The sequence below is a fragment of the Amycolatopsis sp. cg5 genome (assembly GCF_041346955.1).
GTDB lineage: Bacteria > Actinomycetota > Actinomycetes > Mycobacteriales > Pseudonocardiaceae > Amycolatopsis.
In genome coordinates this window covers 3,464,954-3,484,916 of record NZ_CP166849.1, presented here as the reverse complement: position 1 = coordinate 3,484,916, position 19,963 = coordinate 3,464,954, and the positions used below count along the sequence as shown (strand labels likewise).

Annotated in this window: 12 protein-coding genes; 2 read left to right on the top strand and 10 right to left on the bottom strand. The window is 70.7% G+C overall.

Annotation, left to right across the window (positions count from 1 at the left end):
* Nucleotides 1-9: 9 nt before the first annotated feature.
* From AB5J62_RS15920 to AB5J62_RS15910, 3 genes are all read right to left on the bottom strand, one after another.
* Nucleotides 10-6,288: an SDR family NAD(P)-dependent oxidoreductase gene (locus tag AB5J62_RS15920; protein ID WP_370948988.1), complete on the bottom strand. Its 6,279-nt coding sequence runs from the start codon at nt 6,286-6,288 to the stop codon at nt 10-12.
* Between the two features lie 9 nt (nt 6,289-6,297).
* Nucleotides 6,298-7,905: a PfaD family polyunsaturated fatty acid/polyketide biosynthesis protein gene (locus AB5J62_RS15915; RefSeq protein ID WP_370948987.1), complete on the bottom strand. Its 1,608-nt coding sequence runs from the start codon at nt 7,903-7,905 to the stop codon at nt 6,298-6,300.
* Nucleotides 7,906-8,000: 95 nt separating this feature from the next.
* Entirely contained in the window at nt 8,001-8,660 is a 660-nt protein-coding gene (locus AB5J62_RS15910; RefSeq protein ID WP_370948986.1) for a class I SAM-dependent methyltransferase, read from the bottom strand.
* Between AB5J62_RS15910 and AB5J62_RS15905 the strand changes: the two genes are divergently transcribed.
* Nucleotides 8,626-9,603 (top strand): 5'-3' exonuclease H3TH domain-containing protein, encoded by a 978-nt coding sequence (locus tag AB5J62_RS15905; RefSeq protein ID WP_370948985.1) that lies wholly within the window; start codon nt 8,626-8,628, stop codon nt 9,601-9,603. The two genes, AB5J62_RS15910 and AB5J62_RS15905, sit on opposite strands and share 35 nt — an antisense overlap.
* On the opposite strand, the gene AB5J62_RS15900 is transcribed toward AB5J62_RS15905, so the two are convergent.
* From AB5J62_RS15900 to AB5J62_RS15870, 7 genes are all read right to left on the bottom strand, one after another.
* Complete coding sequence (locus AB5J62_RS15900) at nt 9,600-10,115, bottom strand: N-acetyltransferase family protein (protein WP_370948984.1); 516 nt, start codon at nt 10,113-10,115, stop codon at nt 9,600-9,602. The two genes, AB5J62_RS15905 and AB5J62_RS15900, sit on opposite strands and share 4 nt — an antisense overlap.
* Nucleotides 10,115-11,326 (bottom strand): GNAT family N-acetyltransferase, encoded by a 1,212-nt coding sequence (locus AB5J62_RS15895; protein WP_370948983.1) that lies wholly within the window; start codon nt 11,324-11,326, stop codon nt 10,115-10,117. The genes AB5J62_RS15900 and AB5J62_RS15895 overlap by 1 nt, the downstream gene beginning before the upstream one ends.
* Before the next feature lie 41 nt (nt 11,327-11,367).
* Nucleotides 11,368-11,748, bottom strand: a complete 381-nt coding sequence (locus AB5J62_RS15890; RefSeq protein WP_370948982.1) for a DUF4333 domain-containing protein — start codon at nt 11,746-11,748, stop codon at nt 11,368-11,370.
* A gap of 34 nt (nt 11,749-11,782) precedes the next feature.
* Nucleotides 11,783-12,979 carry a GNAT family N-acetyltransferase gene (locus AB5J62_RS15885; protein WP_370948981.1) on the bottom strand — a complete coding sequence of 399 codons (1,197 nt, stop codon included), beginning with the start codon at nt 12,977-12,979 and terminating at the stop codon, nt 11,783-11,785.
* A 41-nt stretch (nt 12,980-13,020) separates the two neighbouring features.
* Complete coding sequence (locus tag AB5J62_RS15880) at nt 13,021-15,441, bottom strand: helix-turn-helix domain-containing protein (RefSeq protein WP_370948980.1); 2,421 nt, start codon at nt 15,439-15,441, stop codon at nt 13,021-13,023.
* Between the two features lie 123 nt (nt 15,442-15,564).
* Nucleotides 15,565-16,386: a DUF4333 domain-containing protein gene (locus tag AB5J62_RS15875; RefSeq protein WP_370948979.1), complete on the bottom strand. Its 822-nt coding sequence runs from the start codon at nt 16,384-16,386 to the stop codon at nt 15,565-15,567.
* Between the two features lie 81 nt (nt 16,387-16,467).
* A complete protein-coding gene (locus tag AB5J62_RS15870; RefSeq protein WP_370950274.1) occupies nt 16,468-19,239 on the bottom strand; it encodes a DEAD/DEAH box helicase in 2,772 nt (923 codons plus the stop codon).
* A 100-nt stretch (nt 19,240-19,339) separates the two neighbouring features.
* Here AB5J62_RS15870 and AB5J62_RS15865 point away from each other — a divergent pair, with 100 nt between their 5' ends.
* Entirely contained in the window at nt 19,340-19,942 is a 603-nt protein-coding gene (locus AB5J62_RS15865) for a hypothetical protein (protein ID WP_370948978.1), read from the top strand.
* Nucleotides 19,943-19,963 lie beyond the last annotated feature (21 nt).

Sequence of the window (19,963 nt, the reverse complement as noted above, 5' to 3'; positions counted from 1 at the left end):
GCCCACTCCCTACGGCCGCTTGACCAGCGAGACACCGAGTAGTTCGGCCCGAACGTCACCGCTGTCGTCGACGAAGACGAGGTCGCACTCGGCGGTTTCGGCCCGCACGTCCCGTGCCGTGAGGACACATCGGACCGGCCCGTCGGCCAGCCCTTTCCGGTAGGTCCGGCACTCGGCGACCCCCATCGGCAGGCTCGCGCCGAGCACCTGCTCGGCCCACAGCAGCGCGAGCTGCAGCCCGCCGTCGATCACCGCGGGGTCGGTGTGCCAGGTCCCGCCGGGCCACCCCAGTTCCCGCGCTCCGACGACGATCGCGGTGGCGCCGTTGTCACCGATCCACGGAACCTCTTGGATGGCTTGAAAACTCGGCCCGTGGAAGAGCGTGTGCCCGTCGTAGACGTCTGCTTTCGCCTGCCTCAGTCCACTGGGGACACTCGGTTGCGACGGCGTGCTGGTGAGGCTGCCCGCTTTGGCCCGGTAGTTGTTGCCGAGTTCCAGGCTGTCGCCGTCTTTGCTCACCGTGAGCGTGTCGGTCAGCACGATCTTGCGCAGCACGCTGAGGTCCTTGATCACCGGCGCACCGGTGGCGGCGAACCATTCCAGGACCATCGCCATCGGCACCACTGCCGTGCCTCCGATGGCGTGATCGTCCAGAAAGGACTGCCCGGCGAGCCGGACATCTCCTTTCGTGGCCGGGTCCGGCGCGAACGGCCCGGCGGCGACCACCACGTGGGTGTCACCCTGCCCGGCCAGCTCGGCGACGAAGGCCCGCGCCCCCTCGCCGACCTCGATCAGCGGAACGCCCTGCGCGGCGAAGTGCTCGGCCAGCGCCGGGCCGACCATCCCGCCCGCCCACGGCCCCCACGCGATCGACCGCACCACGCAGTCAGGCCGTTTCGCGCGTTCCGCACAGGCGACCTGGTTGAGCACCTCGTTGGCCATCGCGTAGTCACTCTGGCCCGGATTCCCTACCCTCGCGGCGATCGACGAGAAGACACAAAGGACAGTCAGCGGATCCTTTTCGGTAGCGGCGAGCAGCGCACGCAGACCGTCCACCTTGGTCTCGAAGACCCGCTCGAACTGTTCGTCGGTCTTCTCTGCGATCGTCTTGTCCGCGAGCACACCGGCCCCGTGCACGACCCCGGTGATCGGTCCCCACTGCGCCCTGACCCCGTCGAGCGCCACGTCGAGTGCCCGCCGGTCGCGCACATCGACGTCCAGGTACCGCACCTGAGACCCCGCGGCCTGGATCGCGTCGAGGTTCGCCCGGATCTCCCGCGCCGCTTGCACGGCTTTGACCCGTTCGTTGATCTTCGCCGGAGTGGGCTGGTCGGTGTGCTGCATGACCAGTCGCTTGAGCTGGGCTTCATCGGTGACGCCGTTGAGGTAGGCAGGTTCCCCGGTCAGCGGTGTCCGTCCCACAAGGACCAATCGCGGCCGATGAGCCCGTGCCAGCTCTTTGATCGCCTCAGCGGTCACACCACGAGCACCGCCGGTCGCCACGATCACGGACTTTTCGTTTAGTGCGGCTGCTCCGCGCTCGACGGTACCGGCCACGGTTTCGACGGTCACCCGAGTCCCGTCGGCACGCAGTCCGACGTCCACAGTGGACCCGCCGGTCAGCAGTTCCTTCACGATCGCACCCGCGACAGCCGACGGAGTCCGGCTCCCCCGTTCACAGTCGATCGCCTTGACCGAAGCATCCGGCCACTCCCGCCCCGCGGTCCGCGCCAGCCCGGCGAGCCCGCCGTACCAAGCACGCTCCGAGCCACCGGTCCCGAAGTCTCCCCCGGTGTCCTGCACGGTGACGAACACCCGGCACCCCTCGGCAACGGCCCGCGCGGCCCGGAACGCCTCCCGCTGCACCTCATCCGGATCCCGCTCACTCAGCCCGCCGAGGTGGACGACCCCGTACGTCCCCGCGGCCGCCGTCCCGACCTCCGCCTCGACGCCCCTCGCCTTCAGCCGCGAAACCACATGTGCGGCGACACCCCGCCCGTCCTCGGTGACGACCACCTTTCCGCCCCACAGCCCCGAAATCGCAAGCCCCGAAGCCTCGGCCCGCACCACCCGCACCGCATGCCGGACCAAGTTTTCCTCGGGTTTCGCCCGGCTGACGATCGCCGAGTCCGCGGACGCACGCAGCCAGTCGATCACATCCCCCAGCGACCGCAGCCCACTCAGCGCGACCGGGTCCACCTCGGGCAGCGCGATCTTCCCAGCCTGAATGGCCGACATGATCGCCACCCGCTTCACCGAGTCGATCCCCAAGTCCCCCGCCAGATCCATATACCCGGCCAGCGTCTCAACGGCATATCCGGTCTTCTCAGCAACAATCCCCAACACCAGCCGCTCAACATCAGTCTCCGGCTCAATCGCCCCCGGCCTACTCGGACTCGTGAGCCCTAGCCTTTCCACGATCTCCCCCAACGACCGCAGCTTCCCCAACTCCACCGGATCCACCTCAGGCAACTCCGGCGTACACCGCCGCACGGCCGCCAGAATCTCCACCCGCTTGATCGAGTCAATCCCCAAGTCCGACTCAAGATCCATCGACGGGTCAAGCATCTCCACCGGGTAACCCGTCTTCTCGGCCACCACCTCAAGCATCACCCGCTCCAGGTCGGAGGGGGTCGTGAGCGTTGCGGGCGGTTCTAACCGCCCGGAACGCTCACGAGTCCTTAAGCGCTCCACAATCTCGCCGAGCGAACGCAGCTTGCCCAGCTCCACCGGATCCACGTCAGGAAGGTCCGGTGAGACGCGACGGACGGCCGAGAGAATCTCGACACGCTTGATCGAATCGATACCCAAATCCGACTCAAGATCCATCGAAGGGTCGAGCATCTCCACGGGATAGCCGGTCTTCTCGGCCACCACGTCGAGCATCACGCGCTCCAGGTCAGTTGGGGTCGTGAGTGGTACGGCCGGTTCTAACCGGTCTAAACACTCACGAGTCCTTAAGCGCTCCACGATCTCGCCGAGCGAGCGGAGCTTGCCCAACTCGACCGGATCGACGTCGGGAAGGTCCGGTGAGACGCGACGGACGGCCGAGAGGATCTCGACGCGCTTGATCGAGTCGATACCCAGGTCTGACTCGAGGTCCATCGAGGGGTCGAGCATCTCCACGGGGTAGCCGGTTTTGTCCGCGACCACGCCGAGCATCGTGCGCTCCAGGTCGGAGGGGGTCGTGAGCGTTGCGGGCGGTTCTAACCGCCCGCAACGCTCACGAGTCCTTAGGCGCTCCACGATCTCGCCGAGCGAGCGCAGCTTGCCCAACTCCACCGGGTCCACGTCGGGAAGGTCCGGTGAGACGCGGCGGACGGCCGAGAGAATCTCGACACGCTTGATCGAGTCGATGCCGAGGTCTGACTCAAGGTCCATCGAGGGGTCGAGCATCTCCACGGGGTAGCCGGTTTTGTCGGCGACCACGTCGAGCATTAGGTGCTCCAGGTCGGAGGGGGCGGTTTCGATGGCGGGGGCGGGGATGCGGGCGGCGGGGGCGGGTGGGTAGGGCTTGCCGTAGTTGGCGCCGGAGAGCTGCTTGGTCATGCGGGGCTTGGGGTCGGGGGTCTCCAACGGCGGGGCGTTGTGCTCCCAGAGCGCTTCGAAGTCGGCGGTGAGGCCGTTGACCGCGAGCCTGCCCAGCGCCTCGTACAGCGCGGTGACGCCGTGGCGGCCCTTGCGGTCGAGGCTGACCGCGAGGTGGGGGCGGCCGTCGAGGATCTTGCCGACCAGACCGGTCAGTGTCGCGCCCGCGCCGACCTCGACGAACGTGCGGACGCCCGCCGCGTACATCGACTCGATCTCGTCGACGAACCGGACCGGGGCGGCGACGTGGCCGGCGAGGCGCGACCGGATCTCCGAGACGGAGGCCGGGTACAGACCCGCGTCGGTGTTGGCGAAGACGTCGATGCGGGGCGTCGTGATCTCGGCTGTGTCCAAATAGGATCGCAGGCTCTCCGCTGCCGGGGCGACCAGCGGTGAGTGGAACGCCGTGGCCGTGTCGAGACGACGCGTGTCGATACCTGCCGAGGCGAACTTGCTTTCTGCAGCAGCGATTCCAGCAAGAGAACCCGAGACGACGACCTGGGACGGAGCGTTGTGGTTCGCGATCCACACGTCGTCGGGCAGCAGCGGCGAGACGACCTCGCGGGTGGCCGAAACCGCGAGCATCGCCCCCGGGACGGACGCCGCGTCGCGCATCGCTTCGCCGCGGGCACGAGCCAGGCGGACGAGTGTCGCGGCATCGAAGGCGCCCGCCGTGTGCAGTGCGACGAGCTCGCCGAAGCTGTGGCCGGCGACCGCGTCCGGCGAGATCTTCAGCGCGTCGAGTAGGCTGATCTGCGCCAGCGACTGGACCGCCAGCGCGGGCTGGGCCCACTCGGTCGCGGTCAGCGCCGCCTGCTGGGCGTCGCGTTCCTCGTCGGTGAAGACCGGGACGGGGAACACGACAGTCTGGAGTGGACGGTCACCGACGCCGAGACCGGCCGCGGCGTCCCATACCTCACGGGCGGCGGGGAACTCCATCGCCAGGTCGCCGCCCATGCCGACGTACTGGCTGCCCTGGCCGGAGAACAGGAAGCCCACCCGGCCCGACACGGCGACGCCGAACTCGTACATCACGCCGGTCGGGGTGGTGAACGGCTTCTCCGGCGCCATGGTCACGAAAGCGCAGGCCTGCTTGAGCTTCGAGGCGAGATCGTCCACAGAGGACGCCACGATCGCGAGCCTGGCGGTGTCGGCGGGCACGAACTCGCTCTGTGACACGCGGGCGAGGTCGGCGAGCGGAGCCGACGGGTCGACACGCTCCGCCTTGGCGAGCAGTTCGCCCGGCGTCGCCGCGCTCAGCAGTACCAGTTCGGACGGTGCGGTGTGCGAGCGCCAGGCCGGGCGCGCGTGACCTTCCCCGGGCATGTATTCCTCCAGCGTCAGGTGGAAGTTGCTGCCGCCGAACCCGAAACTCGACACCGAGGCGCGCCGGGGATGCGCGGCGTCCCTGATCCACGGGCGGGCCCGCGTGTTCAGGTACAGCGGGCTCTCCGCCAGCCCCAGCTTCGGGTTCGGCCGGTCGACCTTGATCGTGGGCGGCAGCACCTTGTGGTGCAGCGCCAGCACCGCCTTGAGCATCCCGGCCGCGCCCGCCGCGGACTTCGTGTGCCCGATCTGCGACTTCACCGAGCCGAGCGCGCACCACTGGCTGTCCGCGCGGCCGCTCTCGGCGAACACCGTGCGCAGTGCCGTGAACTCCGCGAGATCGCCCGCGGTCGTGCCGGTGCCGTGCGCCTCCACGAGTTCGACGGTGTCGGGGCCGTAGCCCGCCGACTCGTACGCGCGGCGCAGCGCCCGCGACTGGCCGTCCGCGAGCGGTGCGTAGATCGCCGTGCTGCGGCCGTCCGACGCGGTGCCCAGCCCGCGCAGCACCGCGTAGACCTTGTCGCCGTCACGCTCGGCGTCGGCCAGCCGCTTCAACGCGAACATGACCAGGCCCTCGCCGAGTATCGTGCCGTCGGCGGCGTCGGAGAACGGCTTGCAGTCACCGGTCGGCGACAGCGCGGGCGTCTTCGAGAAGCACATGTACATGACGATGTCGTTGAGCGTGTCGACGCCGCCGGTGATCACCATGTCGGCCTGGCCGAGCGCGAGTTCGTTGACACCGGCGGAAAGCGCGGCCAGCGAACTCGCGCAGGCGGCGTCGGTCGTGCAGTTGGTGCCGTGCAGGTCGAACTTGTTCGCGATGCGCCCGGCGACCACATTGGACAGCAGGCCGGGGAACGACGCCTCCTGCCACGGCACGTAGCTCCCGGCGATCGAGTCGCACACCGCCTGTGCCGAAGATTCGGGAATCCCGTTCTCCCGCAACGCCTTCAGCCACACCGGGCGCTGCAGTCGGCTCGCCATGGTCGCGAGCAGTTCGAGCGGCGCGGTGCCGAGGATGACGCTGACCTTGTCACGGTCTATTTCGGACTGACCGCCGACGTCGGCGAGCACCCGGTCCGCGACCATCAGGCTCAGCAGCTGGGTGGTGTCGGTCGCTTCGAGCTGGTTCGGCGGGATGCCGTACGCCATCGGATCGAAGTCGACGGGATCCAGGAAGGCACCGCGCTTCCCGTAGGTCTTGTCGGGCGCGGACGGGTCGGGGTCGTAGTAGTCCTCGATGAGCCAGTGCGACTCCGGCACGTCCTTGATCAGGTCGCGGCCACCGAGCACGGACCGCCAGAAACCATCCACATCGGACGAACCGGGGAGCAGCGCGGAAACGCCGACGACGGCGATGGGAAGCTGGGACATCTTGTCACCTCAGGTCAGTGGGCGCGGAGCGTACGAAAAGGCCCGTGCGGGAACGGGAACGCCATAGGTGCGGAGCTGGTGCGCGCGGGTGACGACGGCGGCGCCCTCCAGCAGGTTCAGCGCGACCTCGGCGACCGTGCGGTTCGCCGGTTCGGCGAGGTACGTGCCCTCGGTCCACCGGTTGAACGCGCCCATCGCCGGGCCGCACCAGATCTGGTAGTCGAACCGGCGGCCGGCGTCACCCTCGATCGCCCACCGGCTCGCCTTGCCCAGATAGGACCGGAACACCAAGGCCATCTTGTGCTGGGGATCGCGCTCCGCCTTGTCCACTTCGGACGGGTCGCGGTCACGCCAGAACGCGGCGGTCGACGCCCATGCCTCGTCGACGGTCGCCCGCAGGATGTCGCGCTCCAGCCTGGCGCGCGCCGGGGCGGGGATCTCGTCGAGGCTTCCGAACGACCGGTACATCTCGTAGAGCTGAGCGGCGCGCGGCGCGAACATCGTGCCCCGGCGCAGCACCTGCAGTTTCACGCCCTGCTCGAACATGTCGGCCGCAGGCGCCATGATCACGTCGGCGACTTCGGCCTTGGCGAGCATCTCCTTGGCGTCCAACGAAAGCCCTGACTCCACACAGGACTGATTGACCGACCCGGTGACGACGTAGGCCGCGCCGAGCGCGAACGCCGCGGCGACCGCGCCGGGTGTGCCGAGTCCGCCCGCCGCGCCGACCCGGACCGGCCGTGCGTACTCGTCGCGCAGCGCGAGGATCGTCGGCAGCAAAGCGGACAGCGGCCGGTTGTCGGTGTGCCCGCCGCTGTCGGACTCGACGGTGATGTCCTCGGCGACCGGGACCCGCGCGGCCAGCGCGGCTTCCTCGGCCGTGATCTGCCCACGATCGAGCAGCACCCGCAGCAGCGAAGCCGGTGCGGGCGCCATGAACTTCGCGGCCACCTCCGTCCGCGAGACCTTCGCGAACACCCGCCGCGCCCGGACGACCTGACCGGACTCCGACCTCAGCCCCGCGACAGCGCACCGCACGATCGCGGGCGTGAGATCCAGGAACGCCGACGCCGACACGATCGGCACCCGCCGCTCGATCAGCAGCTCCGCGACCCGCTCCTCGACCGCGCTCTCGTTCGGCGAGTGGATCAGATTGACGCCCCAGTTGGGCAGCTCGCCCACCGCGCGGACGAGTTCGTCGACGCCGGCCTCGACCCGCGACGGCGCGAGCCCGCCTGCGCCGTAGAAGCCGAGCATTTCGGCGCGCGCCATCGCGATGACCATCGCGGGCGTGGCGATCCCGTTCGCCATCTCCCCCGCGACATAAGGGAAACGGACGCCGTGCGTCTCGCAGAACGACCGGTCGCCGAGCCACTCCGGGTACAGCGGCGGCAGCGTCCCCAGCAGCCGGTATCCCTTGCCGGTGTCGGTCATCGAGCCGCCCAGCGCGACCCCGACACCGTGATCGGGCCCGGCGAGCACGAAGACCGGTTCGCGCACCTCGCCGATCACCCGGGTGACGGCGTCGGGGCCGAACGCGGGCGGCGCCGCGCCGGGAATCCAGGAGGCGACCGGATGGTGGACCCGGCGTAGCGGAATCACCTCGGCGGTGGACATAGGGAGCGCACCCTTCGGCAGGACGGTTTCCCTGACTTACGTCGCCCGACCGCCCCGGGTTCGCCCCGCTGAAGTTATTTTTTCGCGGACTCCGCTCAGGCGACCGTGGCCATGCCGAGGATCCGAGGGCCGACGACCGGGACCAGCACGCCTGCCGGGAAGACGAACTCGCGCCAGCGCTCGATCACGAACCCGTTGGCCCGGAACAACTCCAGCGTGTCCGAGTTCGGACGGCAGCCACCCATCATGCGGCCCCACAGTGGCGCGACGAGGTCCTGGAACCGGCCGTGCAGCCGGGCACGCGCGCGGACGTGCTCGTAGAAGCGGACCTCGCCGCCCGGCTTCAGCACCCGGCGGACCTCGGCGAGCGCGCGGGGCGCGTCCCCGATCGAGCACAGCACGGCCGAGATGACCACCGCGTCGACCGAAGCGTCGCCGAACGGGAGGTCTTCGGCGACGGCGTCGACCAGCTCCACCCGCTCGTTGGCGGCCTGGGCGAGGCGGACGCGCATGGTCGGCTCGGGCTCGACGGCGAGGATCCGGGTGACCGCGGCCGGGTAATGGCGCAGGTTGAGGCCGGTGCCCGCGCCGATCTCGGCGACCTCGCCGGTCAGCCCGGCGAGCATCTCCGCGCGGAGCACGGCGTTGCCTCGGCGCTCGTTGCGCAGTGCATGCTTGGCGAAGAAGCGTGCGAAACGCGGGTTCTCGATCAGCGGCGGCATGCCGCCGGAGTCAACACCGAAAACTCGTGGCAAGCTGTCCACCGTGACACTCGCCCTGCTCGACTCCGCGAGCCTGTACTTCCGTTCGTTCTACGCGCTGCCGGAGTCCATGACCGCACCGGACGGCACGCCCGTCAACGCCGTGCGCGGCTTCACCGACACGATCGCGCGCATCCTCACCGACCGTAAGCCGACCAGGCTCGTCGCCTGCCTCGACGCGGACTGGCGGCCGAAGTTCCGCACCGACCTGCTGCCGAGCTACAAGGCGCAGCGGGTCGCCGAGGATGTCACCGACGGCTCGGAGGAGGTGCCGGACACCCTGACGCCGCAGGTCCCGATCATCCTAGACCTGCTCGAGGCGTTCGGGCTGGCCACCGCCGAGGCCGCGGGCTACGAGGCCGACGACGTGATCGGCGCGCTCGCGCACCGCGAGAAGAAGGACCCGGTGGAGGTCATCTCCGGTGACCGCGACCTGTTCCAGATCGTGCGCGAGGAGCCGACCACCGCCCGCGTCATCTACGTCGGCAAGGGCTGGGCGAAGGCCGAGGTGCTCGGCCCGCCGGAGATCGCCGAGCGCTACGGCGTCCCGGTCGAGCAGGCCGGTCCGCTCTACGCCGACATGGCCGCGCTGCGCGGCGACCCGTCCGACGGGCTGCCCGGTGTCGCGGGCATCGGCGACAAGACCGCGGCGAAGCTGATCACCCAGTTCGGCTCGCTCGCCGCGCTCATCGAAGCCGCCAACAGCCAGGACAAGCGCCTGCCGCTCAAGATGCGCCTCAAGCTGCAGGACGCGGCGGACTACCTCGCCGTCGCGCCGACGGTCGTCCGCGTCGCGGTCGACGCGCCGGTCGAGCAGTCCCGCCCGGACACCGTGCCCTCGGCGCCCGCCGACCCGGACCGGGTCGCGGAACTCGCCGAGCGCTGGAACCTCGGCAACTCGGTCGCCCGCCTGCTGAAAGCCCTCCCCGGCGCTTAGGGAGTCTTGCGGAAGAAGGTCGTCGGCTTCATGACGCCCGCCGGATCGCGGGCGTAGCCGGGGACCGTGGCGACCTCGGTCCAGCCGGTGGCGCGGTAGAGCCGCTCGGCTGGACTGGCGGTCTCGGTGTCCAGCAGCAGAAGTGTGATGCCGAGGTCTCGGGCGGCGTGCTCGGCCGTCGACAGCAGGACGCGGCCGAGCCCACGGCCGCGTGCCTTGCGATGCACCACGAGCTTGGACAATTCCGCGCGGTGCAAGGCGTTCGGCAGGGTGGCGCGTCGCAATTGGACGGTGCCGACGATCTCGTCGCCCTCGCGGGCGGCGAAGACGATCACGTGCCCCGCTTCGGTTCCCGGCACCAGTTCCCGCCACCAGGCGACCATCTCCAGGTGCCCGACCGGGTCGAGGAACCCGATCGACGCGCCGCCTTCGACCGCGTCGACCAGTAACGCGGCGAGCCCGTCGACCGAGGCGGCGAGCTGGGCCGGGGTCAGTCGCTTGATCGTCGTCATCAGAAGTGCGTCCCGCACCACGGCTCGACGACCGTCTTGAAGAGCGCGTCCAGCCTGGCGGGCGCGCCGGCGTCGAAGACCTCGATCCGGCCCGCGTCGGCCAGCAGGCTCGGGCGCCACGCACCCAGGTACAGCATCGCGAGTGTCTCGACGTCCAGCCGGACATCGGCGGCGGCGTCGGTGCGGGACGTGCCATCGGTGGTGACCCGGTAAGCACCGGAGTTCGCGGGCAGGCGGCGGTCGGCGACCTCGACGACCACCGGCTCGGCGCGGCCGTACGTGCGCGCGTTCAACGCGGCCTGCACGTCGAGCAGCCGCAGCCAGAGCTCGTCCTCGATGCTGATCGTCCGGCAGGCACGCGGGTCCTCCAGCATCGAGGGGAGCGGATCGTCCAGCGGCCTGGCCTGCCCATAAGCGGTCTGCACCAGATCGATCCCGAGCAGGAACCGCCAGAGCGAGGCCAGCGCGGCCGGGTCGGCGGCGTGCATCTCACGCACTCTCAGCTCCGTGCGCCAGTCGGCCAGCGCGGGCGCGCGCCGAGCGTGCGTGACGAACGTGGCGAACCCGTCGTCGCCGTCGGGGCCCGTGTGCACCGCCACCCGGTGGCCGTCGCGGATCGGCCCGTCATGGTTGTTGAGCCACCAGAGATCCGGCCTGCCGATGTTGCCGTGCCTGGGCAGGCCGATCGACCGGTAGATGTCCGGCACGAGCTTGGCCGCGTCGGCGCCGTCGAGCAGCCGGACGCGGCCGGACTGCGGCGCGTCCGCGCGCCAGCGCACCTTGGCGCGGTCGATCTCCAAGATCTGCATCCGCCCGGCGACGCCGTAGCCGTAGCGGCCATAGATCGTGGCCTCGCTCGCGTGCAAGCCTGCCAGCACGTGCCCGCGCTCGACCAGATCGGGCAGCTGCGCGGCCATCAGCCGGGTCAGCGCCCCTCGCCGGGTGGAGTCCGCGCGCACGGCCACGCCGTCGATGGCCGCGAACGGCACCCGGCGCCCGCCCGGCACGACGATCTCGGTGCTGAACGAGCTGGTCACCCCGACCGGGTCCGCCCCGTCGAAGGCCGCGAACTTGCCGGCGGCCGGCCAGGCGGAAGCGGTCAGCCGCCACGTCTCGTCGTCGACGGGCGGTTTGTGCAACGCCTGGCCCAGCACGTCACGGGTCGCTCGCTCTTCGCCCTCGGCCACGGCACGCACCACGAAGTCGCTCATGCCGCCGATCTTGCCAAGGAAAGCCGGGCACGCCCAACCGTTTACTTGACCGGAACGCCGACCTCGTAGTTCCCGTCGCCGCCCTTGACCGTGATCGGCACCCGCTGTGTCGCGCCGCCGACGCTCACCTCGCAGTTGAAGATCCGGCCGTCCTTGACCTCGAGGTCCGGCGGGCAGGTCACCTCGGCGACCCCTTCGACCTTGTAGGTGTCGACGAGGATCTGCTTGACCGAGCGTTCCATCGCGGCGTGGTCGAACACCTTCGTCCGCGGCGCCGTCTCGACGGGCACCGACGCGGACGAGGAGGCGGGCGCCGTCGCCGTGACCGTTGTGGTGGTGACCGCCGGCGTCGCGTCGCCACCCGAGCAGGCGGTGAGCAGGACGGCGCACGAGAGCCCGGTCAGGACCGTCCGCGAAACCAACCGTCGACCTCCCTGGCTGCCAAGATCGCCCAAGTCAGAAGAAAGTACCGCACCAGGCACGCGCCCGCGTGCCGAACAGCAGGTCCGCCGCTTCCGCCGCGCCCGGAGCGAGCACCTCGGCGCGCCCGGCGGTCACGAGCGCGGACGCCTGCCGGGCGCCGAAGTACAGCATCGCGAGCGCCACGACGTCCAGGCGCAGCGCGGCGGGTTCGCCGGTGCGCGCGGCGCCGTCTTCGGAGATCCGGTAGCGGCCGGAGTTGGCGGGCAGGAAGTCGTCGACGACCTCGATCACCAGCGGTTCGCCGGTGTACGTGCGCGCGGCCAGCGCCGCTTCGACGTCGACCAGCCGCGTCCAGCACTCGTCCTCGACCCGGCTGGTCGTGCACTGCCGGGGGTCGGTGAGCAGCAGCTCGACCGGCTCGTCGATCGGCCGGAAGTACGCCTTGACCTCGTCGACCAGGTCGACCGACAGCAGGTAGCGCCACAGCCCGGCGAACGCGCCGGGATTCGCGTACTCCAGCGCTTCGACGCTGAGCACGACCGGATCCGGCCACCGCCGCCGCACCGAATAGACCGCGAACCCGTCGAGCCCGTCCTCGCCGCGGTGGACCACGGTGATCATCGGGTCGTCCGAGCCGCGGCACATCTGCTCGAACCCGGCCCACCAGTGCACGGACCGCGTCATCATGCCCGGGTGTGTGTGCGGCAAGGCGTCGTAGAGCTTCGGCAGGTCTTCGAGCGCCGCCTCCAGCGTGAGCCTGGTGATCTCGCCGCCCGCCGCGACGTTGTCGTGCAGCCGTGCGCGGCGCGTGTTGATCGAGTAGATCCTCGCGAGCATGCCGACCCCGTAACCGAAGCGGCTGTATATCAAGCCTTCGGAGGCGTAGAGGCTGGCCGCGACGACTCCGCGTTCGGCGAAGCCGTCGAACTGGGCACGCATCAGCGCGGTCATCACGCCGCGCCGGGTCCGATCCGACCGGACGCCGACGCCGGTCACCGCGGCCATCGGGACGCGGCGGCCACCCGGCACGGTCAGCTCGGCGTCGAACGAGCGCAGCGTGCCGACCATTTCCTCGTCGAACGCGCCGATCGTCCGGCCGGGCTGGTGGATGCCCCGGCCGCGGCCGGCCTCCTCGTCGGTCAGGTTCTTGAGGTGCAGGGTGCCGCGGAACAGGTCGGCGGCGGCGCGGTGCTCGGCGGGGTCCAGCGTCCGGATCGTGTACTCGTTCATGGCACGCATGATGGCCTTCCCGAAACCGGGCGGGCCACCCCTCAGATCGGCGTGTCGACGCCGAGTTCGCCCGCGAGGCGCCCGGCGACCGCGCGCATCGCCGGGGTGTTGTACCCGGCGCACTCGGCCAGCGCGCGGATCCGGTGTTCGCGGGCGAGCACGCCGCCGCCCGCGCTTTCGGCGATCTCGGCGAGCCGCACCAGCGTCTCGATCCGGCTGTCCGGGGTGGGCGCGAGTTCCAGCGCCCCCGTCAGTTCGCCTGCGGCCTCGGCGGCACGGCCGTCCCGGACGAGCGCGGCGGCGCGCAGTCCCGCCACCCACACCACCTTCGGCCTGATGTCGTGCTTGCGGTACAACGTGTCCGCTTCGTCCAGCAGCGCGAAGGCGCCGGTCAGGTCTCCCGCGCCGGTGAGGCATTCGGCATGACGCGCGAGGAACGAGGCGAGCAGTTCGTCATCGGCCGGGTTGGGTTCCTTCGCGCGCAGGTAGACCACGCTGCGCCGGTGCGCGGCTTCGGCTTCGCCGAGTTTCCCCTCCTGGCCGAGGAACCAGCCGAGCATCGCGATGCTGATGTGCTCGCCGGCCTCGTACCCGATCCCGGCGAACAGTTCCGCCGCCATCCGCGCGTCGGCGATGGCCGCGGCACGTTCGCCGAGGTACCAGTGGATCGGCGCGCCGAAGTACAGGTTGCGCGATCGTGCGGCGGGATCGCCGAGCTCGTCGGCCAGCGCCGAGGCGCGCTTGTGCGCCGCGAGCGCGTCGTCGATCCGGCCGCACAGCTCCCACAGCGTCCAAGACAGGAAGTCCAGCTGCCGCTCCAGTGCCAGCGTGTCGCCGAGCGCGTCCGCCGCGGCGGCGCCCGCTTCGAAGACCTCGCGCCACAGCTCGCCGTGACCGCGCAGCAGCGCGAACCAGCCCAGCGCCTGCGCCAGCCCGAGCACCTGCTCGTGCTCGCCCAGCTCGGCCGCCGCGCGAAGAGCGCCGAGCCACTGCCCCACTTCCCCGGTCAGCCAGCGGTCGGCCGCTTCCCTGGTGCGCACGGGATCCGGCCCGTCGAACCCAGGTTCCGCCGCCGCGTCTGTCGGCCACTGGGCGTCAAGCCCGAGCGCGGCGGTTTCGTCGAACCACGCCGCTCCCTTTGTCGCGACCGCGAGCAGCCAGTGCCGCACCCGGGTGCCCGTTTCGGTGACGACGGCGGGATCCGTGTCCCGTTCGAGGCGGTCGCGGGCGAACACCCGCAGCAGGTCGTGGTGCACATAGCGGCCCGGTGACGCGCCCACGCCGAGCAGGCTCGCGTTCGCCAGTTCCTCCAGCGCGGCCTCGGCGGCCTCCACGTCCTGCCCGGCGGCCACCGCGGCGAGGTCGACGCCGATTTCCGGGCCAGGCACCAGCGCGAGCCTCGCGAACATGGTGACCGCGTCGGGGCTCAAATGCTTGCACGACAGGTCACAAGCGGCCCGCACCCGCAGGTCACCGGCCGAGAGCACCGACAGCCTGCGCCGCTCGTCCTCCAGCCTGCCCGCGAAGCCCGCGATCGTCCATTGTGGCCTGCTGGCGATCCGGTTGCCCGCGATGACCAGTGCCAGCGGCACCCCGCCGCACAGTTCCGCGACCCGCGCGACCGCCGCGGGCTCGGCGGCCACCGGCCCCGCGCCGACGACCGTCTCCAGCAGCGCGATCGAACTCGCGGTGTCCAGCGAACCCAGCTCCGCGCGATAGCCCGCGTTCAGCCCGGCCAGCGTGCTGCGGCTCGTCACCAGCACCACCGTCCCCGGGCCACCGCCGAGCAGCGGGCGCACCTGCGCCTCACTCACCGCGTTGTCCAGCACCAGCAGCAACGTGCGGTTGAACAGCAGCGACTGGTACAGCGCCAGCTTGTCACCGAGATCGGCCGGGATCACGCGCTCGTCGACGCCGAGCGCGCACAGCAGCCGGTGCGCGGCACGGTCCGTCGGCACCGGCTCGCCCATCACGTACAGGTCGACGAACAGGCACCCGTCCTCGAACCGGTTGGCCAGCCTGCTCCCCGCGTCGATCACGAACGTGGACTTGCCCGCGCCCGGCTGCCCGTGCACCACCGCGACCTGCGGCACCGCGGCGGATCGGGCGTTCGCCACGAAGTCGTCCAGCGCGGCACGTTCCCGCTCCCGTCCCATGAACGGGGTGCGCAGCGGCGGCAGCGTGTGGACCGCCGACGTCGCGCGCGGCTCCTCCGGATCCGGCTCGCTCGCGCCTTCGCCACCGCGAGCGAGTTCGCGGAACTCGGCCGCCTCTTCGTCCAGTAGCCCGAGAGCGGTGGCGAGCAGATCGACCGTGGCGCGGTGCGGAGTCGCGACCCGGCCGCGTTCCATGTCGCCGATACCGCGCACGCTGACCCCCGCGCGGTCGGCGAGTTCGCTCTGGGTCAGCAGAATCCGCATCCGATAAAACCGCAGGAAATCCCCGAACCTGGTCGCGCTCACCCGCACATGGTGGCATGAGTGATCACACCCCGCTCCCCGGTGCACGACCCACCCCGAACGACGTGAACGCCCCTTTCGCAACGTCGGACGTTGCGAAAGGGGCGTTCACGGGGAAGCCGAAAGCTACTTGGCCGGGATGCCGACCTGGTAGTTGCCGTCCTTGCCCTGCACCGTGATCGGGATCTGCTGGTCCTTGCCGTTGATCGTGGCGGTGCAGCTGAAGCTGGCGCCGTCCTTGACCTCCTGCTCGGCGGGGCAGGTGACCTTGGTGACGCCCTCGAGCTTGTACGTGCCGGTCAGGATCTTCTGCACGTCGCTCTGCATGGCGTTGTTGTCGAACACCTTGGTGTTGAAGAAGCCTGGGGTGACGAAGCCGAGCACCAGCACGGCCGCGATCACGACGAGCGCCGCGCCGACGCCGATGAACAGGCCCTTCTTGGACTTCTTCTCACCGGCGGCACCGGCGGGCGGCGCGGGCGGGAAGCCCGGCTGCTGGCCGTACTGGCCGGGGTCGCCGTACGGACCGGGCTGACCGGGCTGGCCGTACTGGATCTGCTGCGGCCCGCTCTGCGGGTACGCGCCACCGGGCTGCTGTTGCTGCTGAGCCCACTGTGACGGGTCGTGCGCGCCGGTCTGGCCTGGCTGGGCCCACTGCTGCGGGTCGTGCGCACCGGTCTGGCCGGGCTGCTGCTGCGGCGCCCACTGCTGCTGGGTCTGGTCCGGCTGTCCCCACTGCTGAGGCTGCTGCTGCGGGTAACCGGGCTGCTGGCCATAGGCGGGCGGCTGCTGGCCCCACTGCTGTTGCTGCTGGGCGGGGTCCTGGCCGTAGCCGGGCTGCTGCTGCGGCCCGCTCGGCGGCGGCGGGTACGCGCCACTCGGCTCCTGCCCGTGCTGGGGCTGCTGACCCCACTGTTGCGGGTCGTTGCCGCCGTACGGCGTGCTCATCTGTTCGCCTCCGCCAAAGTCACCATGGATTACCGCATCGATCCAACCACAAGGTCCAACCAGGCACACGCACCAATCGGCCTAGGCGGCTCCGGCGGCGACCACGCCGCGTCGCAGCGCGCGCACCGCGTCGGCCGCGGCCGCGCCGATCGGGTCGGACTTGCCGAGCACCTCCTTGATCTGGTCGAGCAGGTCGATGACCTGCCGTGACCAGCGCACGAAGTCGCCCGCGGACAGTTCCTGGCCGTTCGCCTCCGCCGCGGTGAGCACCTTCTCCAGCGACTCGCCGCGCGCCCACCGGTACACCGGCCAGGCGAACCCGGCGTCCGGCTCCCGCGTGCGTTCGAGCTTGTGGCGCCGCTCGTCGTCGGCGATGTCGGCCCACAGGCGCATCATCTCGTCCCACGCCTCGGGAACCGCGCCCTGCGGCAGCCTGGCCTCCCCCGCGATGTCGCGGCGCGCCTCGAAGACCAGCGTCGACACGACCGCGGCCAGCTCCGGCGGAGTGAGGCCCTCCCACACGCCGTGGCGGATGCACTCGGCGGCGAGCAGGTCCGACTCGCTGTAGAGCCGCATGAGCCGCTTGCCGTCCTCGGTGACGTGCTCGCCTTCTGCCGCCTTCTTGACCGGCGTGAGGTAGCCGCGTTCGGTCAGCAGCGCGCGGATCCGGTCGAAGGCGCGCGCGAGCGAGTGCGTCGTCGCGGCGACCTTGCGCTCCAGCTGCTCGGTCTCCGCCGAAAGCCGCTGGTAGCGCTCGACCCAGCGCAGGTTGGCCTCGCGCTCGGCGAGCCCGTGGCACGGGTGCGCGCGCAACGCTCGCCGCAGCGCGGCCAGCTCGCCGTCCTCGTTCGCGCCGGACCGCCGCTTTTCCCTGCCCGGCAAGGAAATCCCGGCGTTGCGCAGGCTGGACGCGATGTCGCGGCGGCTCTTCGGCGAGCGCAGTTCGACGTGCTTCGGCAGCCGGATGTGGCCCAGCGGCTCGACCGGTGACGAGAAGTCCGACGCCGAAAGCGGGCCGGACCAGCGGTCCTCGGTGACCACGACGGGACGTGGCTCGCGGATCGGGTCGAGACCGGGGTCGACGACCACGGCGAGCCCGGACCGGCGGCCCGCCGGTACCGCGATCACGTCGCCCTTGCGGAGTTTTTCCAGCGAGGCGGCGGTTTCGGCGCGTCGGCTCGACGTGTTCTGCCGCGAAAGCGTCTTCTCCCGCGCGGAGATCTTGGCGCGCAGCTCGACGTATTCGAGCAGCTCGTCGAAGTCGCCGGTGGTGGCCTTCTTGTAGCCGGCGAGCGCCTCGCGGTTGCGGTCGATCCGGCGCGCGGTGCCGACCACCGAGCGGTCGGCCTGGAACTGCGCGAACGACAGTTCCAGCAGGTCACGGGCCTCGTCGGCGCCGAGCTGGGCGACCAGGTTGACGGCCATGTTGTAGCCGGGCCGGAACGACGAGCGCAGCGGATAGGTCCGCGTGGACGCGAGCCCGGCGACCTGCTTCGGGTCGACACCCGGCTGCCACGCGACGACCGCGTGGCCCTCGACGTCGATCCCCCGGCGCCCGGCGCGCCCGGTGAGCTGCGTGTACTCGCCCGGCGTGAGGTCGACGTGCGCCTCGCCGTTGTACTTGACCAGCCGCTCCAGCACGACCGTGCGCGCGGGCATGTTGATGCCCAGCGCCAGCGTCTCGGTCGCGAAGACGACCTTGACCAGGCCCAGCAGGAACAGCTGCTCGACGGTCTCCTTGAACGCGGGCAGCAGGCCGGCGTGGTGCGCGGCGACGCCCCGCTCCAGCGCGTCGCGCCACTCCCAGTACCCGAGCACTTCGAGGTCGCCCTCGGGCAGCCCGGAGGTGCGCTCGGCGACGATCCGGCGCACCTGCTCGACCTCGTCCGGCCCGTTGAGCCGCAGCCCGGACCGCACGACCTGGCCGACGGCCGCGTCGCAGCCCGCGCGCGAGAAGATGAAGTCGATCGCGGGCAGCAGCCCGGCCCGGTCCAGCCGCTCGACCATGTCGGCGCGCTGCGGCGGCCGGAACCTCGGCCCGCGCTGCGGCGGGTTGCGGCGGCCGCGCGGCCCGCGCAACCCCGGTCCGCCCTGGTAGCGGTGGCTTTCCTCGACCTTGCGCAGCAGCGTCGGGTTCATCCGCAGGTCGGTCTCGCCGTGCTCCTGGCCCGCGAACAGGTCCAGCAGCTGGTTGCCGACCAGCATGTGCTGCCACAGCGGCACCGGGCGGTGCTCGTCGACCACGACCGTGGTGTCGCCGCGCACCTCGACCAGCCACTCGCCGAACTCCTCGGCGTTGCTGACCGTGGCGGACAGGCCGACCACCTTGACGTGCTCGGGCAGGTGCAGGATGACCTCCTCCCACACCGGGCCGCGGAACCGGTCGGCGAGGTAGTGCACCTCGTCCATGACCACGTAGGCGAGCTCGTCGACGGTGGATGACCCCGCGTACAGCATGTTCCGCAGCACCTCGGTGGTCATCACGACCACCTGGGCGCCGCCGTTGATCGAGGTGTCGCCGGTCAGCAGGCCGACCTTGTCCGCGCCGTAGCGGCCCACGAGGTCGGTGAACTTCTGGTTCGACAACGCCTTGATCGGCGTCGTGTAGAAGCACTTGCGGCCTTCGGCGAGCGCGAGGTGCACCGCGAACTCGCCGACCACGGTCTTGCCCGCGCCGGTCGGGGCGCAGACGAGCACGCCGTGCCCACCCTCCAGCGCCTGGCAACCGCGGACCTGGAAGTCGTCGAACTCGAACGACGCCTCCGCCGCGAAGCGGGTCAGCTGCGGGTACTTGCCGCGGCGCTGTGAGGACGCATAGGCCTCGGCCGGTGATTGAGAAGGGCTATTGGCCACCTGATCAGGGTTCCACATGGCACCGACAGTTCGCACGCGGGAACCTGACGCGTGCCTCCGCAGTCTGAGTACCGAGCCGACGAAGAAGGAAGGGTGAGCCGTGAACCTCGCTTGTCCGCAGTGCGCGCAGGTCGACCAGGTGCAGAGCGTCCCGGCGGTCCACCAGGGCGGTTCGGTCGCGCACACCGTGGTCGGCGGCGCGATCCCCGTCTCGTACGGCGACGGCAACGTCACGTACGTGCAGGGCAACTACCGCGGCACGTCGATGTCGGCGGTGGCCCGTGAGCTGGACCCGACCCCGCCGCTGCGTGGCGGCGGCTGCTTCCTCGCGCTCGCGCTGGTGCTGCTGATCCCGGCGTTCTTCATGACGCTAATCGGCTTCCTGGTGGTCGGCGACAATCACCCGGAGATGGCCGCGTCGCCGATCATCTCCACGATCACCGTGTTCGCCCCGGCGGGCCTGCTGCTGGCGATGGTCGCGCTGTTCGGCGGCCTGTACGGCTCGCGCGTCAAGAAGAACCGTCATCTCCGGCAGGGCACGCCGGAGTCGCGGGAGCTCTGGGCGAGCGGCTGGTACTGCCACCGCTGCGGTGGTGTCTTCCTGCCACAGCAGACCCGGCACGAGGTGCCCGTGCAGCAGCTGATGACCCCGTCGACCTTCCGGACCTACGTCTGGCGGGCGGGCGGCTACCCGGCCCCTTAGGCGGCTGACCACGGGCAATAT

Bases quoted from the DNA above. Each gene is read 5' to 3' on its own strand.
- AB5J62_RS15895 (WP_370948983.1), bottom strand. From the start codon at position 11,326: ATGAGCGACTTCGTGGTGCGTGCCGTGGCCGAGGGCGAAGAGCGAGCG.
- AB5J62_RS15920 (WP_370948988.1), bottom strand. From the start codon at position 6,288: ATGTCCCAGCTTCCCATCGCCGTCGTCGGCGTTTCCGCGCTGCTCCCC.
- AB5J62_RS15915 (WP_370948987.1), bottom strand. From the start codon at position 7,905: ATGTCCACCGCCGAGGTGATTCCGCTACGCCGGGTCCACCATCCGGTC.
- AB5J62_RS15885 (WP_370948981.1), bottom strand. From the start codon at position 12,979: ATGAACGAGTACACGATCCGGACGCTGGACCCCGCCGAGCACCGCGCC.
- AB5J62_RS15900 (WP_370948984.1), bottom strand. From the start codon at position 10,115: ATGACGACGATCAAGCGACTGACCCCGGCCCAGCTCGCCGCCTCGGTC.
- AB5J62_RS15905 (WP_370948985.1), top strand. From the start codon at position 8,626: ATGCCGCCGGAGTCAACACCGAAAACTCGTGGCAAGCTGTCCACCGTG.
- AB5J62_RS15875 (WP_370948979.1), bottom strand. From the start codon at position 16,386: ATGAGCACGCCGTACGGCGGCAACGACCCGCAACAGTGGGGTCAGCAG.